Source organism: Streptomyces sp. SD15 (genome assembly GCF_054462255.1).
Map to the genome: position 1 here is coordinate 1 of NZ_JBTLMO010000056.1, position 19,295 is coordinate 19,295.

General features: G+C 69.3%; 20 protein-coding genes. 8 read left to right on the forward strand and 12 right to left on the reverse strand.

What is annotated here, in order from left to right; genetic code table 11:
- The 6 genes from ACX28W_RS36420 to kdpF form a co-directional block, all read right to left on the reverse strand.
- Positions 1-384 (reverse strand): histidine kinase (locus ACX28W_RS36420; protein WP_459004283.1); only part of this gene is annotated, 384 nt, incomplete at its 3' end.
- A gap of 17 nt (positions 385-401) precedes the next feature.
- Positions 402-1,085: a response regulator gene (locus ACX28W_RS36425; RefSeq protein ID WP_459004284.1), complete on the reverse strand. Its 684-nt coding sequence runs from the start codon at positions 1,083-1,085 to the stop codon at positions 402-404.
- A 167-nt stretch (positions 1,086-1,252) separates the two neighbouring features.
- The gene (locus tag ACX28W_RS36430) at positions 1,253-1,966 is read right to left on the reverse strand and encodes a potassium-transporting ATPase subunit C (RefSeq protein ID WP_459004285.1); all 714 of its coding nucleotides are present in this window, start codon (positions 1,964-1,966) and stop codon (positions 1,253-1,255) included.
- A 3-nt stretch (positions 1,967-1,969) separates the two neighbouring features.
- On the reverse strand, positions 1,970-4,111 hold the full coding sequence (gene kdpB, locus ACX28W_RS36435; RefSeq protein WP_459004286.1) for a potassium-transporting ATPase subunit KdpB: 2,142 nt from the start codon (positions 4,109-4,111) through the stop codon (positions 1,970-1,972).
- On the reverse strand, positions 4,108-5,772 hold the full coding sequence (gene kdpA, locus ACX28W_RS36440) for a potassium-transporting ATPase subunit KdpA (protein ID WP_459004287.1): 1,665 nt from the start codon (positions 5,770-5,772) through the stop codon (positions 4,108-4,110). Before kdpA ends, kdpB begins: the two co-directional genes overlap by 4 nt.
- An 8-nt stretch (positions 5,773-5,780) precedes the next feature.
- The gene (gene kdpF, locus ACX28W_RS36445) at positions 5,781-5,870 is read right to left on the reverse strand and encodes a K(+)-transporting ATPase subunit F (RefSeq protein ID WP_043188605.1); all 90 of its coding nucleotides are present in this window, start codon (positions 5,868-5,870) and stop codon (positions 5,781-5,783) included.
- Between the two features lie 35 nt (positions 5,871-5,905).
- Here kdpF and ACX28W_RS36450 point away from each other — a divergent pair, with 35 nt between their 5' ends.
- Positions 5,906-6,064 carry a hypothetical protein gene (locus tag ACX28W_RS36450; protein ID WP_459004288.1) on the forward strand — a complete coding sequence of 53 codons (159 nt, stop codon included), beginning with the start codon at positions 5,906-5,908 and terminating at the stop codon, positions 6,062-6,064.
- A 441-nt stretch (positions 6,065-6,505) separates the two neighbouring features.
- Positions 6,506-6,913: a hypothetical protein gene (locus ACX28W_RS36455; protein ID WP_459004289.1), complete on the forward strand. Its 408-nt coding sequence runs from the start codon at positions 6,506-6,508 to the stop codon at positions 6,911-6,913.
- Here ACX28W_RS36455 and ACX28W_RS36460 read toward each other — a convergent pair.
- Entirely contained in the window at positions 6,910-8,541 is a 1,632-nt protein-coding gene (locus ACX28W_RS36460; RefSeq protein ID WP_459004290.1) for a nuclease/transposase family protein, read from the reverse strand. The two genes, ACX28W_RS36455 and ACX28W_RS36460, sit on opposite strands and share 4 nt — an antisense overlap.
- A 199-nt stretch (positions 8,542-8,740) precedes the next feature.
- On the opposite strand from ACX28W_RS36460, the gene ACX28W_RS36465 reads away from it, so the two are divergent.
- Positions 8,741-8,908, forward strand: a complete 168-nt coding sequence (locus ACX28W_RS36465; protein WP_459004291.1) for a hypothetical protein — start codon at positions 8,741-8,743, stop codon at positions 8,906-8,908.
- 380 nt (positions 8,909-9,288) lie between these two features.
- On the opposite strand, the gene ACX28W_RS36470 is transcribed toward ACX28W_RS36465, so the two are convergent.
- Complete coding sequence (locus ACX28W_RS36470) at positions 9,289-9,807, reverse strand: hypothetical protein (RefSeq protein ID WP_459004334.1); 519 nt, start codon at positions 9,805-9,807, stop codon at positions 9,289-9,291.
- A 218-nt stretch (positions 9,808-10,025) separates the two neighbouring features.
- Here ACX28W_RS36470 and ACX28W_RS36475 point away from each other — a divergent pair, with 218 nt between their 5' ends.
- On the forward strand, positions 10,026-11,975 hold the full coding sequence (locus ACX28W_RS36475; protein WP_459004292.1) for an APC family permease: 1,950 nt from the start codon (positions 10,026-10,028) through the stop codon (positions 11,973-11,975).
- Between the two features lie 137 nt (positions 11,976-12,112).
- Here ACX28W_RS36475 and ACX28W_RS36480 read toward each other — a convergent pair whose 3' ends face one another.
- Together ACX28W_RS36480 and ACX28W_RS36485 are read right to left on the reverse strand one after the other, a co-directional pair.
- Complete coding sequence (locus tag ACX28W_RS36480; RefSeq protein ID WP_459004293.1) at positions 12,113-12,895, reverse strand: FMN reductase; 783 nt, start codon at positions 12,893-12,895, stop codon at positions 12,113-12,115.
- The gene (locus ACX28W_RS36485) at positions 12,892-13,983 is read right to left on the reverse strand and encodes an LLM class flavin-dependent oxidoreductase (RefSeq protein ID WP_459004294.1); all 1,092 of its coding nucleotides are present in this window, start codon (positions 13,981-13,983) and stop codon (positions 12,892-12,894) included. Before ACX28W_RS36485 ends, ACX28W_RS36480 begins: the two co-directional genes overlap by 4 nt.
- A 125-nt stretch (positions 13,984-14,108) precedes the next feature.
- Here ACX28W_RS36485 and ACX28W_RS36490 point away from each other — a divergent pair, with 125 nt between their 5' ends.
- The 4 genes from ACX28W_RS36490 to ACX28W_RS36505 all read left to right on the forward strand — a co-directional run bounded on the left by ACX28W_RS36490 (position 14,109) and on the right by ACX28W_RS36505 (position 16,442).
- Positions 14,109-14,930: a DUF6597 domain-containing transcriptional factor gene (locus ACX28W_RS36490; protein ID WP_459004295.1), complete on the forward strand. Its 822-nt coding sequence runs from the start codon at positions 14,109-14,111 to the stop codon at positions 14,928-14,930.
- A 91-nt stretch (positions 14,931-15,021) separates the two neighbouring features.
- Positions 15,022-15,360, forward strand: coding sequence for a YnfA family protein (locus ACX28W_RS36495; RefSeq protein WP_459004296.1), 339 nt, complete (start codon positions 15,022-15,024; stop codon positions 15,358-15,360).
- 147 nt (positions 15,361-15,507) lie between these two features.
- Positions 15,508-16,278 carry an SDR family NAD(P)-dependent oxidoreductase gene (locus ACX28W_RS36500; RefSeq protein WP_459004297.1) on the forward strand — a complete coding sequence of 257 codons (771 nt, stop codon included), beginning with the start codon at positions 15,508-15,510 and terminating at the stop codon, positions 16,276-16,278.
- Positions 16,278-16,442, forward strand: coding sequence for a hypothetical protein (locus ACX28W_RS36505; protein WP_459004298.1), 165 nt, complete (start codon positions 16,278-16,280; stop codon positions 16,440-16,442). Before ACX28W_RS36500 ends, ACX28W_RS36505 begins: the two co-directional genes overlap by 1 nt.
- A gap of 44 nt (positions 16,443-16,486) precedes the next feature.
- Here the strand turns inward: ACX28W_RS36505 and ACX28W_RS36510 are convergent, their stop codons facing one another.
- Both ACX28W_RS36510 and ACX28W_RS36515 read right to left on the reverse strand, forming a co-directional pair.
- Positions 16,487-17,542, reverse strand: coding sequence for a cytochrome d ubiquinol oxidase subunit II (locus tag ACX28W_RS36510; RefSeq protein WP_459004299.1), 1,056 nt, complete (start codon positions 17,540-17,542; stop codon positions 16,487-16,489).
- A complete protein-coding gene (locus tag ACX28W_RS36515; RefSeq protein WP_459004300.1) occupies positions 17,539-19,023 on the reverse strand; it encodes a cytochrome ubiquinol oxidase subunit I in 1,485 nt (494 codons plus the stop codon). Before ACX28W_RS36515 ends, ACX28W_RS36510 begins: the two co-directional genes overlap by 4 nt.
- Positions 19,024-19,295 lie beyond the last annotated feature (272 nt).

Genomic DNA, 19,295 nt, shown 5'->3' on the forward strand with positions numbered 1-19,295 from the left:
CAGGTGCTGGATGTTGACGGTCGAGATCACGTCGATCCCGGCGGCGAGCAGCTCCTCCACGTCCTGCCAGCGCTTGGTGTTGCGCGAGCCGGGGATGTTCGTGTGGGGCAGCTCGTCGACCAGGGCGACCTGGGGACGCCGAGCCAGTACGGCGTCGACGTCCATCTCGGTGAAGACGCTGCCCCGGTACTCCAGGTCCTTGCGGGGGATCTGCTCCAGACCGTGCAGCATCACCTCGGTGCGTGGGCGGTTGTGGTGCTCCACGAAGGCGACCACGCAGTCGGTGCCCCGCTCGACGCGGCGATGGGCCTCGGACAGCATCGCGTACGTCTTGCCGACGCCCGGCGCCGCGCCGAGGTAGATCCGAAGTCTGCCGCGTGCCATGGTGTTCTCCGTGCCTCTCACGCCTCGAAGCGGTAGCCCATGCCGGGCTCGGTGATCAGATGGCGGGGGTGCGAGGGATCCGCCTCGAGTTTGCGCCGGAGTTGGGCCATGTACACCCGCAGGTAGTTGGTCTTGTTGCTGTGCGAGGCTCCCCACACCTCCTTGAGCAGCCGGCGCTGGGTGATGAGCCGGCCCGGGTTGCAGACCAGGATCTCCAGCAGGTGCCACTCGGTCGGGGTGAGGCGCACGTCGTGGCCCGCGCGGGTGGCCTTCTTGGCGACCAGGTCGACGGTGAACTCGTCGGTGGTGACCAGGACGATCTCGGGGGCGATCGAGACGGAATCGGTCCGGCGCACGGCGGCGCGCAGCCGGGCCAGGAGTTCGTCCATGCTGAACGGTTTGGTGATGTAGTCGTCGGCGCCGGCGTCGAGCGCGGCGACCTTCTCGTCGGAGGCGCGGCGCGCGGAGAGCACCAGGATCGGGACACGGGTCCAGCCGCGCAGGGCCTTGATGACGTCCGTGCCGTCCATGTCGGGCAGCCCCAGGTCCAGTACGACCACGTCGGGCTGGCGCGCGGCGGCGAGCCGGAGCGCGCTGGCGCCGTCGGGGGCCGCGTCGACCCCGTACCCGCGCGCCTGCATGTTGATCACGAGCGCCCGTACGAGCTGAGGGTCGTCCTCCACCACCAGCACGCGGGTCATCGGTGTGTGCCTTTCCTGTTGCAGAGAGGGTGGTACGGGGTGCCGGTGTGCGAGTAACCGGTGTCATGGCTGCGGGAGTTGACGAATCCGAGGGATACCTCGGTCGCCAACTCCCGCGTGGTGCGTGTAAGCCCATCAGTGCGTCAGCTCTTCAGCTCTTCAGCTCTTCAGCCCTTCGCGAGGAGTTCCTTCAGCGCGATGTTGAGTTCGAGGACGTTGACGGTGGGCTCACCCATGAAGCCGAGGGTGCGGCCGTCGGTGTGGTCGTCGACCAGCTTCTGCACCTGGGCGACGGACAGACCGTTCTTCTCCGCGACCCGGTGCACCTGGAGGTCGGCGTACTCCGGGGAGATCGCCGGGTCCAGGCCGGAGCCCGAGGACGTCACCGCGTCGGCGGGGATGTCGGAGACCTTGACCTCGTAACCGGGCACCGAGTTGTCCGTCTTGACGGCTTCCTGGGCGGAGCGGACCCAGTAACAGAGCGTGCTTTCCTCCGCCTTGCCCAGCGGCGGGCAGACGCCGTCGACCGCGCCGTTGTCACCGGAACGGTTGGTGGCACCGGAGAGGATCAGCGCGTACTGGGTGTTGACGCCGTTGGTGCCGAGACCGTTCTGCGGACGGCCCTGGAACCACGTCAGGTCGGCCTCCGCGGTCTCCTGACCCTCCTTCAGCGGCAGGTTGTAGGACTGGCCGATCAGCGAGGAGCCGACGACCTTTCCGTCCACCTTGATCTCCGAGCCGTTCGCCTTGTCGTTGAACAGACCCTGGGCGACGCCGGTGATGACCAGCGGGTAGATGATGCCCGTCACCACGGTGAGCACCAGCAGGGCGCGCAGTCCGGCCCAGAGCAACCGGGCAGTGTTCGTAACCGAGTTGTTCATGGCTCAGCCGATTCCGGGGATGAGGGAGATGATCAGGTCGATGATCTTGATGCCGATGAAGGGCGCGATCAGGCCGCCGAGGCCGTAGATCCCGAGGTTGCGCCGCAGCATCTTGTCCGCGCTCACCGGCCGGTACTGCACGCCGCGCAGGGCGAGCGGGACCAGCGCGATGATGATCAGCGCGTTGAAGATGACCGCCGACAGGATCGCGGAGTCGGGCGAGGACAGGCCCATGATGTTGAGCTTGTCCAGGCCCGGGTAGACCGCCGCGAACAGCGCCGGGATGATCGCGAAGTACTTCGCGACGTCGTTGGCGATGGAGAACGTCGTCAGCGCGCCACGGGTGATCAGCAGCTGCTTGCCGATCTCCACGATCTCGATGAGCTTGGTGGGGTTGGAGTCCAGGTCCACCATGTTCCCGGCCTCCTTGGCGGCCGAGGTACCGGTGTTCATGGCCACACCCACGTCGGCCTGAGCGAGCGCCGGGGCGTCGTTCGTGCCGTCGCCGGTCATCGCGACGAGTTTGCCGCCCGCCTGCTCCCGCTTGATGAGCGCCATCTTGTCCTCGGGAGTGGCCTCCGCGAGGAAGTCGTCGACGCCGGCCTCGTCCGCGATCGCCTTGGCCGTCAGCGGGTTGTCACCCGTGATCATGACGGTCTTGATGCCCATGCGGCGCAGCTCTTCGAACCGGTCCCGCATGCCGTCCTTGACGACGTCCTTGAGGTGGATGACGCCAAGGACGCGGGCGCCCCCGGCATCCTCGATGGCGACGAGCAGCGGCGTGCCACCCGCCTCGGAGATCCGGTTGGAGAGCGTGTCGGCGTCCTCGGACACCTCGCCGCCCTGCTCCCGCACCCAGGTGATGACCGAACCGGCCGCGCCCTTGCGGATCTTGCGCCCGTCTACGTCCACACCCGACATACGGGTCTGGGCGGTGAAGGCGATCCACTCGGCGCCGGACAGCTCACCCTGGTGACGCTCGCGCAGCCCGTACTTCTCCTTCGCCAGTACGACGATGGAGCGGCCCTCGGGCGTCTCGTCGGCCAGCGAGGAGAGCTGGGCGGCGTCGGCGACCTCGGCCTCGGTGGTGCCGGTCACCGGCACGAACTCCGAGGCCTGACGGTTGCCGAGGGTGATGGTGCCGGTCTTGTCGAGCAGCAGGGTGGAGACGTCACCGGCGGCCTCGACCGCACGGCCCGACATCGCCAGGACGTTGCGCTGGACCAGCCGGTCCATGCCCGCGATACCGATCGCGGAGAGCAGCGCGCCGATCGTGGTCGGGATCAGGCAGACCAGGAGGGCCACCAGGACGACCATGGTGAGGTGGGTGTCCGCGTAGTCCGCGAACGGCGGCAGGGTGGCCACCGCGAGCAGGAAGACGATGGTGAGGGACGCGAGCAGGATGTTCAGCGCGATCTCGTTGGGCGTCTTCTGCCGCGCGGCGCCCTCGACCAGGGCGATCATGCGGTCGATGAAGGTCTCGCCCGGCTTCGTCGTGATCTTGATGACGATGCGGTCGGAGAGGACCTTCGTACCGCCGGTGACGGCCGAGCGGTCGCCGCCGGACTCGCGGATGACCGGAGCCGACTCGCCGGTGATCGCCGACTCGTCCACCGAAGCCACGCCCTCGATGACGTCACCGTCACCGGGGATGATGTCGCCGGCCTCGCAGACGACCAGGTCGCCGATGCGCAGATCGGTGCCGGGGACCTGCTCCTCGACCGTGCCGTCGAGACGGCGGGCGACCGTGTCGGTCTTGGCCTTGCGCAGGGTGTCCGCCTGCGCCTTGCCACGGCCCTCGGCCACCGCCTCCGCCAGGTTGGCGAAGATCACGGTCAGCCACAGCCAGGCGCTGATCGCCCAGCCGAACCAGTCACTCGGGTCCTTGAAGGAGAAGATCGTCGTCAGCACCGAGCCGATGAGGACCACGAACATGACCGGCGACTTGACCATGATCCGCGGGTCGAGCTTGCGGCAGGCGTCCGGCAGCGACTTGAGCAGCTGCTTGGGGTCGAACAGACCCGCGCCGACACGTTCGTCCTTGTGGCCGGTCGGCACATCGCTGTGCGGCGCCCGGGTCGGAGTGGCTGTGGACATCGAGTCCTCTTGGTCGTTCGAACGGGACTTCTCTGTACGGGTGGTCATGACGCCAGCCCCTCGGCCAGCGGACCCAGCGCCAGGGCCGGGAAGTAAGTCAGGCCGGTGATGATCAGGATCGCGCCCACCAGCAGACCCGTGAACAGCGGCTTCTCGGTGCGCAGGGTGCCCGCGGTCGCCGGGACCGGCTTCTGCTCGGCGAGCGAGCCGGCCAGCGCCAGCACGAACACCATCGGCAGGAAGCGGCCGAGCAGCATGGCCAGCCCGATGGTGCTGTTGAACCACTGGGTGTCCGCGTTCAGACCCGCGAAGGCCGAGCCGTTGTTGTTGGCGCCCGAGGTGTAGGCGTACAGGATCTCGGAGAAGCCGTGCGCACCCGAGTTGGTCATCGAGTTCCCCGGGGTCGGCAGGGCCATCGCCGCGGCGGTGAAGATGAGCACCAGTGCCGGGGTGATGAGGATGTACAGCGCCGCGAACTTGATCTCGCGGGTGCCGATCTTCTTGCCCAGGTACTCGGGGGTGCGGCCGACCATCAGACCGGCGATGAACACCGCGATGATCGCCATGATCAGCATGCCGTAGAGGCCGGAGCCGGTACCACCGGGTGCGATCTCGCCGAGCTGCATGCCCAGCATCGTGATGCCGCCGCCGAGGCCGGTGAACGAGGAGTGGAAGGAGTTGACCGCGCCGGTCGAGGTGAGCGTGGTCGCCACCGCGAAGATCGACGAGGCGCCGACGCCGAAGCGGTTCTCCTTGCCCTCCATCGCGCCGCCGGCGAGGTCGAAGGCCGGGCCGTGGTGGGCGAACTCGGTCCACATCATGAGGGCCGTGAAGCCGATCCAGATGGTGGCCATCGTGGCGAGGATCGCGTAGCCCTGCTTCAGGCTGCCGACCATCCGGCCGAAGGTCCGGGTCAGCGAGAACGGGATGACCAGGAGCAGGAAGATCTCGAAGAGGTCGGAGAACGGGGTGGGGTTCTCGAAGGGGTGGGCCGAGTTGGCGTTGAAGTAACCGCCGCCGTTGGTGCCCAGCTCCTTGATGGCCTCCTGGGAGGCGACCGCGCCACCGTTCCACTCCTGCGAGCCGCCCATAAACTGGCCGACCTCGTGGATGCCGGCGAAGTTCTGGATGGCGCCGCACGCGACCAGGACGATCGCGGAGACGGCGGCGATCGGCAGCAGGATGCGGACGACACCGCGCACCATGTCGGCCCAGAAGTTGCCGAGCTCACCGGTGCGGGAGCGCGCGAAGCCCCGTACGAGAGCCACCGCGACGGCGATACCGACCGCGGCGGAGACGAAGTTCTGCACCGCGAGGCCGCCGGTCTGTACGACGTGGCCCATGGCCTGCTCGCCGTAGTACGACTGCCAGTTGGTGTTCGACACGAAGGACGCGGCGGTGTTGAACGCCTGGTCCGGGTCGATGGAGGAGAAGCCGAGCGAGCCGGGCAGGACGCCCTGGACGCGCTGGAGCAGGTAGAGGAAGATGACGCCGACCGCGGAGAAGGCGAGGACGCCGCGCAGATAGGCGGGCCAGCGCATCTCGGTGTTCGGGTTGGCGCCGATGCCCTTGTAGATCCACTTCTCGACGCGCAGGTGCTTGTCGGAGGAGTAGACCTTGGCCATGTAGTCGCCGAGGGGACGGTAGGCAAGAGCCAGTGCCGCTATGAGGGCGAGCAACTGGAGCACGCCGGCGAGGACGGGTCCCATATCAGTGCTCAGAACCTCTCCGGGAAAACGAGGGCAAGGATGAGATAGCCCAGCAGGGCGACGGCCACGACCAGGCCGACGATGTTCTCGGCGGTCACAGCGACACCCCCTGGCGCCCGGTGGCAAGGAGGAGATGGCCCAGCAGGGCGGCGGGCACCACGAAGCCGACGCCGCCGATGAATGCAGCCTCGGCGGTCACAGCTTCGTCACCCCCTTGGCGACGAGGGCCACCAGCGCGAACACCGCGATCGTGGTGACGACGAAGGCCACGTCGGCCATCGTGAGCTCCTAGATGAGGTTCGGAAACGAGTCGGACGGTTAGAGGAAAGCGCCTCCCCGACCGAATTCGGCCACCGTTGACGCCTCCCTTACGGCGGCACATACGCCCTTGACGCATCCCTGACGCCGACGTCGGCGGCCTGTGTCAGGAGGTACGGGATCCGGTGTCAGGAGGTACCGGAGAGCCGGTGTCAGGTGATGCGGAAGCGCAGCCGGCAGATCACCGCGTCCGTGTCCTTCCGCACGGCGTGGGCGACCACCGCACCCCGCTGGTTCTGCAACAGCCGCTGCCACAGACGGTCGGGATCCACCGGCCGCATCGGCTGCGTATGGGCGCCGCTGGCGTGTTCTTCGCGCGGAACCCCGGACCTTGTCGCATCCTTGACGCCGCATCCCATCAGAGAGCCGTCAAAGCGTGCTGCCCCCCGCCTTCGGTGTGTCTACCGTCGGTCTTATGGAACGCCGCAACGACGCGCGCGACGCGGCCACCGCCCCCGCGCAACCGCCCTCAGAGGTGGTACACGACCATTTCTGGGCCCAGGACCTGCGCAGCGCGATCCGCTGCGCGGCCGTACTCCTCGGCCTTCTGCTCCTGATCGACTGGGGAGTCGGCACGATCACGACGCTGCGCGCCCTGCTGTGGGTCACACTCGCCGTCCTGCTGTTCGTGGTCCTCTACCCCACCCGGGTCTCCGCGAGCGAGGGCCGGATGGTCGCGCGCGGGCTGCGGGGCACGCGGCGGGTACGGACCGACCACCTCGTCTCGGTGCGCTGCCTCAACGGCGTGGGACAACGCCTCGTCCTGTGCGACTCCTTCGGCGCCCGCGTCACCCCCCGCGTCCTGGTCACCAACCGTTCCTAAAGACTGAGCGGGAGTGAGTCCTGTTGCCAGGGCCCGTGCTCAGCCGCGTGCCCCGAACGGTGTTGGGCACACTGGTCCCCCGCTTTCGCTCCGCATCCGGCGCGCACGGATCGGGTCCGTGGTCCGGGAATGCGGGGGCGGGTTCCCTCACGCCCGGGGATGCCCGGTCGGGCCTGGACGGTCCGATGCCCCTGCTCATCGCTCCGGTGAGCAGGGGGCGGTGCCGTCCGTCGCCGGATCGGATATCCCTGAGCGCGCCTTCCGATCGCCACGGCAGCCGCGTCGTGGCGAGTCGTCTTGCGGTTGCTGCTGGTGAGGGGCTTTTGCCAGTGCTCGGCGCCCCAGCGGCTGATGTAGGCCGGGTCCACCCCGATGATCGCGATGCCCGTCTGGTCGGCCATCGAGGTCAGCCGGGCGCGGAGGCGGCCGGTGGGCATGCCGGAGATGAGCCGGCGGAACCGCTTCTTGCGTCCGTGTTTCTCGCGGGTCTTCTCCGCGCTGAAGTCCAGGTCCTCGATGGCGATCGCCTTCACGCCGCAGGCCCGGGCCCAGTGCAGCAGCCGGGTGAGGGCGTGGCGGACCTGGGCGTCGCGGTGATCTCGTGTGCCGGACAGGTCGTAGAAGAAGCGGCGCGGGGTACCGGTCGGGTTGCCGTGGACATCGAGACGCCAGGCCGCGAGGTGGTCGGCGTTCATGTCGACACCGATCACGCCGTCGGCGAGCGCGGCGGCCAGGGGGATGGTCGGGGTGGGCGGGATCTGCCAGGAGGCGGTCAGGTACCAGCGATCCCGGCCTACGTCCAGGTGGATGCGGTAGGCCACGGCCCGGTTGGCTGCGACGCGGTCGGCCCATTCCTGTCCCCGGTGGGGAAACGTGACACGGCAGGCGAGCATGTACCGGCCGTGTGGGGCGTTCGCCAGATGCCTGAGCGGTGCGGGCAGCTTGATACTTACCTCGCCCTCCGGCGTGACGCGAATCGTCTCGTTGCCGTACCGCTTCCCGGACTCGCCATCGGCGGCGAGGAACCAGCGCTCGGCCTCCCACCGTCGGCGCCACTGCGGCTCGGTGAGCTGGGCGGCGTCCAGGTGGTGCCGGGTGCGGGCCAGGCGCTTGCCGCCGCGCACGACGTGCACGAGCCCGGCTGCGCGGTCGGCCCGCTCGGCGGCCAGCCGGTCCTCCAGCACGCGCAGACGACGAGCCTTGGCGTGCCACTCCTGCCGGGACCGGTAGCCCCCGGGCGCCCGCTTGGAGCCCTTCTGTCCGACGGGCAGGGACAGCCGGTGCTCAATGGCCCTCATGCCCGCTTCCAGGTTCTGGATGTGCGTGAGCTGGCAGCGGCGAGCCAGCGCCCACTGGTCGTGCGACGCCTTGGTTATCGTCCCGGCCCACCGCGACGACGAGGCCGGGGTCAGATCGCGCTTACGTGCCGCCCAGGTGTCGGCGGAGTGTTCCAGGCCGTCCTGGCAGCGCGTCTTGAGGTCCTTCGAGGCGAGAGCGCCCAGATGCACGCCGACCAGGCGCAGCATCTTCTCGTCCTCGGGTGCCAGGTGCTTGACCCGGGTACGGACCGCCACACCGATCGGACCGGACACGACGAACGGCTCCGCCACTTCCCTCAGCGCGCCCACCTGTTCACCCCCGCCCGGCTCCACCCGAAGATCAGATCCCCGTCGCCACATCCAACGAGCGCCACCCGCAAAGGTCACGCATTCGACAGGGGGACATCAGTTCCCTCCTGCAGGATCGATGCCATGGCCGCCATGCGCGGCACGCCACAGACCATCGGGGCTCGCTCCTGCTCACCAGAACACTCTTGAGCACACTTCAGTGGCAGCAGCTCCAGACCCTCCGTTGTGGCACCGCCTCGACGAAGACTCCCGTGTCTCCCCTCGGCGTGGCTCCCTGTCCTGCGGCGCGACCGCGCTGCGCCGCGTCTCGGAGCGGATCGACCGCGAGACGGCGCGGACGGTGTTCAAGGTGTCAGGGCTGGACTGATCCGCTCCGCCCGCTGATGCCTCATTCATCGCGCCGGGCGGTCACACACAGAGAACTCGCCCTGGAAGCGGGCGCTTCGCGAAGGGCCTGCCGGGGTTCACCAAAAAAAGCAAGCCCCGTCTCCGGAGTAACGGAGACGGGGCTGTATGGAGCGCCGGGCAGGCCTTGCACCTGCATTTCCCCGCAGGAAGCGGGGCGTCTTTCCTTGGACCACCAACGCCGGGCTTGCTACCGGGAGTTCCGGTGCAACGCTCAAGATCAATCATACCGCAGCCGCAGCGTCCGCACCATACGACGGCGTCCTGGGCAGGGCATCGGCCCTGCCTCGGCCTCGCAGCACGTCGGCCACGTTCCGCTCGTAGAGAGATGGTTGACGTCACTTACACCTCATGCACCTCATACGCCGCCTCCCACACTCTGCGGCCCTCGGGGGCGCCCCGCCTGCTCCGCGAACGGCAGCGACAGCACCATCGTGAGATCGCCACCCGGGGTGTCCTCCGGGACGGCAGCCCCGGATCAGGGTGTCGCCCTCGGGCCCGCCGGTGAGCGCGACCACGACCCGCTCCCGGGTCGTCGACCCGGTCGGCCACCCAGAGCAGGGTGAGCTGGCGCAGCGCGGTCAGGCGCAGCCCCTCGGGCGGCATGTCCACCAGCTCGAGCCGGCCTCGGCGGCGGTGGCCGTAGTGGCGACCCTGGTGTCGCCGCTGTCGTGCCAGATGGCGTTCGCACTGGGCGCGGCGCTCGCGGCGCCGGCCAGAGCTGACGCGTTCGGCCGCGGACTGGCAGTCCTCATCGACGTCGAGGTCAGTGCCACCGACCGCAAGACCTTCGAGGAGTTCGAGGCATTCCTCACCGGCAAGCTCAGTGGCCTGCCCTGCGTCGGGCGCCTCGAATCCCATCTGACCATGAAGAAGATCAAGACCGGCTCCCGACCGTCGTCACCTCGCCATGCCGATCCCGCCCCTGGTGGCCACAATGGGCGGGCATGGACAAGCGGAGGCATTCGTCTCAACGTGCGCGAGACCCTGAGCCTGTGGATCACTGGACGCATACGCCGGCCCGGCCGTCCGCGTGATGGCCACAACCCCACGCTTGGCAGCACGTCAGGAGCCCGCCGATGGCCACCACCGACCACGCCCCTCCGAGCCGTCTACGGGCGTGGATGCTGGAGGGCCTGTCCGACATGGGCAAGGCCCCGCAGGGCCCGCACGCCCCACCCGAGCCCGCGCACAAAGGCCAGCGCTGGTGGCGGGTGATGTGCCTGACCGGCGTCGACTACTTCTCCACCCTCGGATACCAGCCGGGCATCGCCGCCCTGGCCGCCGGGCTGCTGTCGCCCATCGCCACCATCGTGCTCGTCATCGTCACTCTGGCGGGCGCACTGCCCGTATACCGCCGGGTGGCCGAGGAGAGCCCGCACGGCCAGGGCTCGATCGCGATGCTGGAGCGGCTGCTGACGTTCTGGAAGGGCAAGCTCTTCGTCCTGACCCTGCTGGGCTTCGCCGCCACCGACTTCCTGATCACCATCACCCTTTCGGCCGCGGACGCCTCCACCCACCTCGTCGAGAATCCGCACCTCACCAGCGTCCTGCACGACAAGCAGATGCTGATCACCCTGATCCTCGTGGCGCTGCTCGGCGCGGTGTTCCTCAAGGGCTTTCTGGAGGCGATCGGGGTCGCGGTCGTCCTGGTGGGGCTCTATCTGGCGCTCAACGTGGTGGTCGTGATCGTCGGCCTCTGGCACGTGGTCACGGCGGGGCATGTGATCACCGACTGGTCGAACGCCCTCACCGCCGAGCACGGAAACGTCATCGCCATGGTCGGCGTGGCCCTGCTGGTCTTCCCGAAGCTGGCCCTCGGCCTCTCCGGCTTCGAAACCGGCGTGGCGGTGATGCCGCACGTCGAGGGCGATCCCGGGGACACCGAGGAGAAGCCGACCGGCCGTATCCGGGGCACGAAGAAGCTGCTGACCACCGCCGCCGTGATCATGAGCGTGTTCCTGATCTGCACCAGCTTCATCACCACCCTGCTCATCCCGGAGAAGGCGTTCGAGTCCGGCGGCGAGGCCAACGGCCGCGCCCTCGCCTATCTGGCACACGAGTACCTGGGCGCCACCTTCGGCACGATCTACGACGTATCGACGATCGCCATCCTGTGGTTCGCCGGCGCCTCGGCCATGGCCGGACTCCTGAACCTCATGCCCCGCTACCTCCCCCGCTACGGCATGGCCCCGCACTGGGCGCGCGCCGTGCGCCCCATGGTCATCGTCTTCACCCTGGTCGCCTTCCTGGTCACCTGGATCTTCAACGCCGACGTCGACGCACAGGGCGGCGCCTACGCCACCGGCGTCCTCGTCCTGATCAGCTCCGCCGCCATCGCCGTCACCATCGCGGCCCGCAAGGCCCGCCAGCGCAACTGGACCATCGCCTTCACGGCCATCTCTGCGGTCTTCCTCTACACGACCGTCGCAAATGTCATCGAGCGCCCCGACGGCGTCAAGATCGGCGCCTGCTTCATCGCCGGGATCATCCTCGTCTCGTTCCTCTCCCGCCTCGCCCGCGCCTTCGAACTGCGGGTCACCAGCGTGAGCATGGACGACATGGCGGAGCGGTTCGTACGGGACATCGCGAGCCGCCGGGCCCGCTTCATCGCCAACGAGCCCGACAACCGCGACATCACCGAGTACCGCGAGAAGATCGAGCAGATCCGCGCCGACAACGACGTTCCGTCCCAGGAGGACTTCGTCTTCGTCGAGGTCACCGTCCTCGACGCCTCCGAGTTCGAGGCGGGCCTGAACGTACGCGGCGAGGTCATGCACGGCCGCTACCGCGTCCTGACCCTGGAGTCGTCCTCCATCCCCAACGCCCTCGCCGCCCTCCTCCTCCACGTCCGCGACACCACCGGCTGCATCCCGCACGTCTACTTCGAGTGGACCGAGGGCAACCCCTTCGCCAACTTCCTGCGCTTCTTCCTCTTCGGCCAGGGCGAGGTGGCCCCGGTAACCCGAGAGGTCCTCCGCGAGGCAGAACCGAACCGGGCGCGACGCCCAAGGGTCCACGTCGGCTAGTGCTTTTCAGCCCGTCCGGCGTTTGAGGACGAGCGCGAAGCGCGAAGGGGGGTCTGGGGGCGCAGCCCCCAGAAACGGGACGGGAAGGGGCGGAGGGGGCGACCCCCTCCACCCCAACCCCCAACCCCCGCAGCCGCCTACGGCCGCAACGCCGCGAGCTGCTGCTCGAAGGGAATGACAGTGAACCCGTCGGCCGAGGTGACGGCCCCCTTGAGGGACCGAGGCGAGATGGCGGCAGCGGTGTCGGTGTCGACGCGCGCGCCCGCATCCACCACGTCCGCCGCACCCACCACGTCCGCCGCACTGACCACGTCCGCCGCATCCACCGCACCTGCACCTGCACCCGCACCCGCACCCGCACCCGCACCCGCACCCGCACGCACAACATCCACCCGCCTCACGCCACCACGCACCCCCACCATCAGCCCCACCAGCTCCCCCGCCGCCCTGTCGATCCGCTCAGCCAGTCCCTCCGCGCCCCAGTCCTCGGACGCGGCGTACACCGCGGTCGGCACGACCACCGCGCGCAGGTAGGCGAAGAGCGGTCGCAGGGCGTGTTCCAGCACGAGGGAGTGCCGGGACGAGCCCCCGGTCGCGGCGATCAGGACCGGCTTCCCACTGAGCGCGTCCTTGTCCAGCACATCGAAGAAGGACTTGAACAGCCCGCTGTACGACGCGGAGAACACCGGCGTGACGACGATCAGTCCGTCCGCCCCCGTCACCGCGTCGATCGCCGCGCCCAGCGCCCGCCCAGGGAACCCGTTCGTGAAGTTGTGGGCGATCTCGACGGCCAGGTCACGCAGTTCGACGACCTGGACGTCGGCGGAGGCCTCCCGGACCGTAGCGGCGGCCAGCCGATCGGCCAGCAGCCGCGTGGACGACGGGACACTCAGCCCCGCCGAGACGACGACGAGCTTCATGCGACGGTCACCCCTTCCGAAGCGGCGGCCAGCAGGGACTGGTGGGTCGGCGCGTCCGGCACCCCGGCCGGCCGCCCCTTGGCGAACTCCTCGCGCAGCACCGGCACGACCTTCTCGCCCAGCAGGTCGAGCTGCTCCAGCACGGTCTTCAGCGGCAGCCCGGCGTGATCCACCAGGAACAACTGCCGCTGGTAGTCACCGGCGTACTCCCGGAAGGCCAGCGTCTTCTCGATGACCTGCTCCGGCGAGCCGACCGTCAGCGGCGTCTGGTCGGTGAAGTCCTCGAGCGACGGCCCGTGCCCGTACACCGGTGCGTTGTCGAAGTACGGCCGGAACTCCCGTACCGCGTCCTGCGAGTTGTGCCGCATGAACACCTGACCGCCCAGTCCGACGATGGCCTGCTCGGCCGTGCCGTGCCCGTAGTGCGCGTACCGCTCCCGGTACAGCTCGACCATCTTCTTCGTGTGGTCGGCGGGCCAGAAGATGTTGTTGTGGAAGAAGCCGTCGCCGTAGTAGGCGGCCTGTTCAGCGATCTCGGGCGACCTGATCGACCCGTGCCAGACGAACGGCGGTACGCCGTCCAGCGGCCGGGGCGTCGACGTGAACGACTGGAGCGGCGTACGGAACTTGCCCTCCCACGTCACCACGTCCTCGCGCCACAGCCGGTGCAGCAGCGCGTAGTTCTCGATGGCGAGGTTGATGCCCTGCCGGATGTCCTTGCCGAACCACGGATACACCGGCCCGGTGTTCCCGCGCCCCATCATCAGATCCACCCGCCCCTCCGCCAGGTGCTGGAGCATCGCGAAGTCCTCGGCGATCTTCACCGGGTCGTTGGTGGTGATGAGGGTCGTGGACGTGGAGAGGATGAGCTTCTCCGTGCGCGCGGCTATCCAGCCGAGCATGGTGGTCGGCGACGACGGCACGAACGGCGGGTTGTGGTGCTCGCCGGTCGCGAAGACGTCCAGGCCGACCTCCTCGGCCTTCTGCGCGATGGCGACCATGGCCTTGATCCGCTCGTGCTCGCTCGGCGTCCGGCCGGTGGTCGGGTCCGGTGTGACGTCGCCGACGCTGAAGATCCCGAACTGCATGGTCGCTCACCCTCCGCAGGTTGTTTACGATTCAACTATACCCCGGAACAGTGCCGCGCCCCCCGCTATTCCACCTCTCGCTCCAGCCACCACCGACTGTCAGTACCCGGCCGTACGATCCCTGCATGGCCGCCCCTCGCCGTGACACCCGAGGCATCGTCGACGCCACGGAACTCTTCGCGCGCGTCCGCTTCCGCCGCCGCGAACCGGCCCCATCCCTCCGCCCCTACCTGGAGCACTACTGGCTGATCGACTGGGACCTGCCCCAGCCGTACGCCTCCCATGTGGTCCCCCACCCGTCCGTGAACGTCGTCTTCCAAAGGCACGAGGCCCAGGACCCGGCCGGCTTCGGCGAGGTCGCCGGCATCGGGCTCGGCCTGTTCACACAGAAGCTGGAGGGGAAGGGCCGGGTATGCGGGATCCAGTTCCGGCCGGGCGGCTTCCGACCCTTCGCGCCGGACCGGCCACTGACCACGCTCACCGGACAGCGGCTTCGCCTCCCGGAGGTGTTCCCCGACTCTGAGGGCGCCGTCGCCGCCGTACTCGACCCGGACGACGAGCAGGCCCGGGTAGCCGCACTCGACACGTTCCTCCTGGACCTGAACCCCCGACCGGACCCGCAGGCCGACCTCGCGATGGCCCTGGTCGACCGCATCCGCGCCGACCGCACGATCCGCCACGTCGGCGACTTCGCCCGCACCGAGGGCATGACGGTCCGCGCCCTCCAACGCCTCTTCGCCGCATATGTGGGCGTCGGCCCGAAGTGGATCATCCTGCGCTACCGCATCCACGAGGCCCTGGAGCGCGCGGAGACCTCCCACACCGTCGACTGGGCAGGCCTCGCCGCCGACCTCGGCTACGCCGACCAGGCCCACCTGGTGCGAGGCTTCACGGCGACGGTAGGAGTCCCCCCGACGGCGTACGCGAGCGGCCGCCATCCGTCGTAGGGGCGAGCCCCCGCCGCAGCCCCCTGTATCCCACTCCAGACCGCCGACAGGCGCCGTCCGACAGGTGATCCCCGCATGCGAAAGTGACGGCATGCTCATCGTCCGTTCCGCCGCCCTCTTCGTCATCGCCGCGCTCTTCGAGATCGGCGGCGCCTGGCTGGTCTGGCAGGGCGTACGCGAGCACCGCGGCTGGCTGTGGATCGGCGCGGGCGTCATGGCGCTCGGCGTGTACGGCTTCGTGGCCACGCTCCAACCGGACGCGGAGTTCGGGCGCATCCTCGCCGCGTACGGCGGCATCTTCGTCGCCGGGTCCATCGCCTGGGGCATGGTCGCGGACGGCTACCGCCCCGACCGCTGGGACGTGACCGGCGCGCTGATCTGCCTGGCCGGGATGGCCGTGATCATGTACGCGCCGCGCGGCGGCAACTGAGCCCCGACCAGACCGGGCCCGGAATCGGACCGGACCAGGCCCGGACCAGGCCCGGAACCCGGACAGTTCGACGCCGCCGCCCACCACCTGCCTATCCTGACGGGGATTCCCGTACGCCCGCCCGCGCACCCGCCAGAGGAGCCACTCATGACCGCGCCCGCCACCCCCTCCCGCATCGCCGTCATCACCGGCGCGAGCAGCGGCATCGGCGCGGCGACGGCCCGGCAGCTCGCCGCGGCCGGCTACCGCGTGGTCCTCACCGCCCGCCGCAAGGACCGCATCGAGGCGCTGGCGGAGGAGATCGGCAAGGCGGGCGGCCAGGCGACGGCGTACGCCCTGGACGTCACGGACCGCACCGCGGTCGACGAGTTCGCCACGGCCTTCAAGACGATCGGCGTCCTGGTCAACAACGCGGGCGGTGCGCTGGGCGCCGACCCGGTCGCGACGGGCGACCCGGCCGACTGGCGCCAGATGTACGAGACGAACGTCATCGGCACGCTGAACGTCACCCAGGCCCTGCTGCCCGCCCTCACCGCGAGCGGCGACGGCACGGTCGTCGTGCTCTCCTCCACCGCGGGCCACGGCACGTACGAGGGCGGCGCAGGCTATGTCGCCGCCAAGCACGCCGAGCACGTCCTCGCCGAGACCCTCCGCCTGGAGATCGTCGGCACGCCGGTCCGTGTCATCGAGATCGCACCCGGCATGGTCAAGACCGACGAGTTCGCGCTGACCCGCTTCAGCGGCGACGCCGAGAAGGCGGCGAAGGTGTACGCGGGCGTGGCCGAGCCCCTGACCGCCGACGACGTCGCCGACACCATCACCTGGGCGATCACCCGCCCCAGCCACGTCAACATCGATCTCCTGGTCGTCCGCCCCCGCGCCCAGGCATCGAACACCAAGGTCCACCGGGAACTGTGATGCCGGACGAGCCCTCCGAGGAGCAGGAGCGGGAGCGGGAACAGCGCCGCCTGGTCGAGGAGAAGAAGAACGAGCGGTACGTCTGGTGGTACCTGGCCTACTTCCTCTTCGGCATCCACATCGTCGCGTTCGTGATGATCTACGCGGTGACGCACGCGAAGTAGCGCTCACCGCCCTCCTGTGTGCCGTCGGCCTGGTGTCCGGGCGGTCAGCCGTTCCCCGCCGGGCCGTCACCGTCCTTGCCGCCGCTTCGCAGGTCGGCGTCGGTGAGTGCCTCCAACTCGCCCTGGGTGTCCAGCCAGTACAGAAAGACGACGGCCGGCACGACGAGCACCAGGGCCACCAGCGTGACGATCGCCAGCCAGGTCAGCGTGGCGGGTGCGCCCGCGCCCTCGGCCACGGTCAGCGAGGTGGGAATGAGGTAGGGGCGTTGGGCCATGCCCCAGGCGATGACAGCGGACGCGACCACCCCGACGGCTGTGATGCGGGCCCACTTGCCCGGCGTCCACAGGAGCAGCCAGGCCGTGGCGAGCGTGGCCACCCCGGCCAGGACGACGAAGAACAACCCCACGCCGTGGGTGAGTCCGCGCCCCACGTGAGGGGCGTCCTGGTGGGCGGCCAACAGCGTGATCACAGCCAGTGCGGCGAGTACGGCGAGACTGCCCAGCGCGCGCCGCCGGAAGTAGCCGACCAGATCGGGCGCGTCGAACCGGCGGGCGTCCCCGGTGAGGAACACCGCGCCGAGGAAGGCCGTGGTCGCGATGGCGAGCAGCCCGAACAGAACGGACGTGGGGTTGGCCCAGGCGTCCGCCGAGGCCTCGGTGCCGGGCGCGACCCGGCCCGAGGCGACCCCGCCGACGGCGGCGCCGAGGAAGAAGGGCGTGACGAGCGAGGCCACGGCGAACACGGCACCGTAGAGGCGCCGGCCGGCGAGCCGTCGGGCGGGCTTGCGGAAGGCGAAGCCGGCGCCGCGCAGGACCAAGCCCACGGCGGCCAGGGCCAGGGGGAGCCACATCGCGGAGAACACGGTCTGGAAGAGCGTCGGGAAGCCGGTCCACATGAGGACGAAGACGAAGATCAGCCAGACGTTGTTGACCTCCCACACGGGAGCCATGGCGTGGTCGATGAGCCACCTGGGCCGCTTGCCGCGTTCCGCGCCTCCGGCGGTCAGATCCCAGAAGCCGGCCCCGTAGTCGGTGCCGCCCGCGCAGGCGTAGGCGGCCACCGCGAGCAGCAGCACGACGGCGATGAGGTCGGCGGTCATGGCCGGCCGTCCCCGGACGGGCCGTCCGTGCTGTCGGCCGCGGTGGGAGCGTCGCCGGCGGGGACAGGTGCCCGCGGCCCGTAGGGGGTGTCCGCCTCCGGTGCGTGGGCCGGGCCCTCGGCTGCCTGCTGCGCGTCGGCGAGCCGCCAGCGGGTGCGCATCTTGAGCAGGACGGCGAGGAACGAGCCGAAGATGAACACGTACACCACCAGCACCACGGCGAACATGATCCACAGGCTGGTGGAGCGGGTCGAGGTGACCGCTTCGGCGACCCGCATGTTCTGGTAGACGATCCAGGGCTGGCGTCCCACCTCGGTGGCGACCCAGCCGCATTCGACGGCCACCACGGAGGCGACGCCCGCGCAGGCCGCGCCGCGGTAGAACCACTTGGAGGCGGGAAGCCGACGGTGCCGCAGCCAGACCAGGCCGTACCAGAGCGCGAGCAGCACCAGCACGGACCCGATCATGACCATGAGGTCGAAGGCCCAGTGGGCGATGGTCGCCTGAGTCGCCGTCGGCCGTTCGTCCGCCGGGACGGAGGTCAGTCCGATCACCTTGGTGTCGGGGCTGAATCCGGCCAGGACGGAGTCGAGCAACGGGACCTTGATGCCGCCCGAGACGGATCCGTCCGCGTGCAGGCGGCCGAACAGGTACTCCGGTACACGGGTGTCGGTCTTCCACACGATTTCCATGGCCGCGAACTTCACCGGCTGCTTGTGGAACACCGACCGGGCGATGGAGTCACCCAGAATGAACTGCACCGGAGTGGCCACCGCGGCGACGGTGAAGGGAACGGCGAAACCGAGCCGGTGGTAGCGGTCCCGGCGCCCGCGCAGCCAGCCCACGGCGTAGACGCCCGCCACCACATAACCCGCGGTCACCAGCATGGCCAGGACGAAGTGCCAGTACTGCGGCCCGAACATCGGGGTGAAGATCGCCTTCCAGACGTTCACGTCGACCGGGTTGCCCTCGGAATCGAGCGAGAACCCCTGCGGGGTGTTCATCCAGGAGTTCGCGGCCAGGATGCCGAACGCCCCGAGCAGCGCGGCGGCCGGGAGCGGCAGGGCGAGCAGGAAGTGCGTACGGGGCTTCAGCCGGCGCCATCCGTACAGGTAGATGGCGATGAGCACGGCCTCGAGGAAGAATGCCCACGCCTCGACACCGAATCCGATACCGAAGACATCGCCCCACCTGCCCATCAAACCCGGCCAGAGCAGGCCGAACTCGAAGGAGAGCACCGTGCCGGTGACCACGCCGACCGCGAACTGCACCGCCATGACGGCCGACCAGCGCCGCGCCAGCAGCAGGGCGGTGGAGTCCTTGTGCCGCAGCCCGCGGTAGTGCATCACCAGGGTGATGAAGGGGAGCGCCACGCCCAGGGGCACCAGGATGATGTGGGAGGCCAGGGTGAAGGCCATGAGCTCGCGGGCCGGCAGCAGTTGGGCCGGGGCGTCCGCCAGCAGATGGACCGAGGTGAGCATGGATGCCTTCCCTGTTCGGGACGTACAGGGTTCCGGGCGTACAGGGTTCGGGACGTACGGGGTTCGGGACGTACACGGTTCGGGACGTACACGGTTCGGGACGTACACGGTTCGGGACGTACACGGTTCGGGACGTACACGGTTCGGGACGTACACGGTTCGGGACGTACACGGTTCGGGACGTACACGGTTCGGGACGTACGAGGTTCGGGACGTACGAGGTTCGCGGGACGTACGGGGTTCCGGGGACGTACGGGGTTCGAGGGACCTAC

What these genes read in the sequence shown, in the direction of transcription:
- ACX28W_RS36425 (WP_459004284.1), bottom strand. Translation starts at nt 1,085, where the DNA reads ATGACCCGCGTGCTGGTGGTGGAGGACGACCCTCAGCTCGTACGGGCG.
- ACX28W_RS36430 (WP_459004285.1), bottom strand. Translation starts at nt 1,966, where the DNA reads ATGAACAACTCGGTTACGAACACTGCCCGGTTGCTCTGGGCCGGACTG.
- kdpB (WP_459004286.1), bottom strand. Translation starts at nt 4,111, where the DNA reads ATGACCACCCGTACAGAGAAGTCCCGTTCGAACGACCAAGAGGACTCG.
- kdpA (WP_459004287.1), bottom strand. Translation starts at nt 5,772, where the DNA reads ATGGGACCCGTCCTCGCCGGCGTGCTCCAGTTGCTCGCCCTCATAGCG.
- ACX28W_RS36450 (WP_459004288.1), top strand. Translation starts at nt 5,906, where the DNA reads ATGGCCCAGCAGGGCGGCGGGCACCACGAAGCCGACGCCGCCGATGAA.
- ACX28W_RS36455 (WP_459004289.1), top strand. Translation starts at nt 6,506, where the DNA reads ATGGAACGCCGCAACGACGCGCGCGACGCGGCCACCGCCCCCGCGCAA.
- ACX28W_RS36470 (WP_459004334.1), bottom strand. Translation starts at nt 9,807, where the DNA reads ATGGGATTCGAGGCGCCCGACGCAGGGCAGGCCACTGAGCTTGCCGGT.
- ACX28W_RS36475 (WP_459004292.1), top strand. Translation starts at nt 10,026, where the DNA reads ATGGCCACCACCGACCACGCCCCTCCGAGCCGTCTACGGGCGTGGATG.
- ACX28W_RS36480 (WP_459004293.1), bottom strand. Translation starts at nt 12,895, where the DNA reads ATGAAGCTCGTCGTCGTCTCGGCGGGGCTGAGTGTCCCGTCGTCCACG.
- ACX28W_RS36485 (WP_459004294.1), bottom strand. Translation starts at nt 13,983, where the DNA reads ATGCAGTTCGGGATCTTCAGCGTCGGCGACGTCACACCGGACCCGACC.
- ACX28W_RS36490 (WP_459004295.1), top strand. Translation starts at nt 14,109, where the DNA reads ATGGCCGCCCCTCGCCGTGACACCCGAGGCATCGTCGACGCCACGGAA.
- ACX28W_RS36495 (WP_459004296.1), top strand. Translation starts at nt 15,022, where the DNA reads ATGCTCATCGTCCGTTCCGCCGCCCTCTTCGTCATCGCCGCGCTCTTC.
- ACX28W_RS36500 (WP_459004297.1), top strand. Translation starts at nt 15,508, where the DNA reads ATGACCGCGCCCGCCACCCCCTCCCGCATCGCCGTCATCACCGGCGCG.
- ACX28W_RS36505 (WP_459004298.1), top strand. Translation starts at nt 16,278, where the DNA reads ATGCCGGACGAGCCCTCCGAGGAGCAGGAGCGGGAGCGGGAACAGCGC.
- ACX28W_RS36510 (WP_459004299.1), bottom strand. Translation starts at nt 17,542, where the DNA reads ATGACCGCCGACCTCATCGCCGTCGTGCTGCTGCTCGCGGTGGCCGCC.
- ACX28W_RS36515 (WP_459004300.1), bottom strand. Translation starts at nt 19,023, where the DNA reads ATGCTCACCTCGGTCCATCTGCTGGCGGACGCCCCGGCCCAACTGCTG.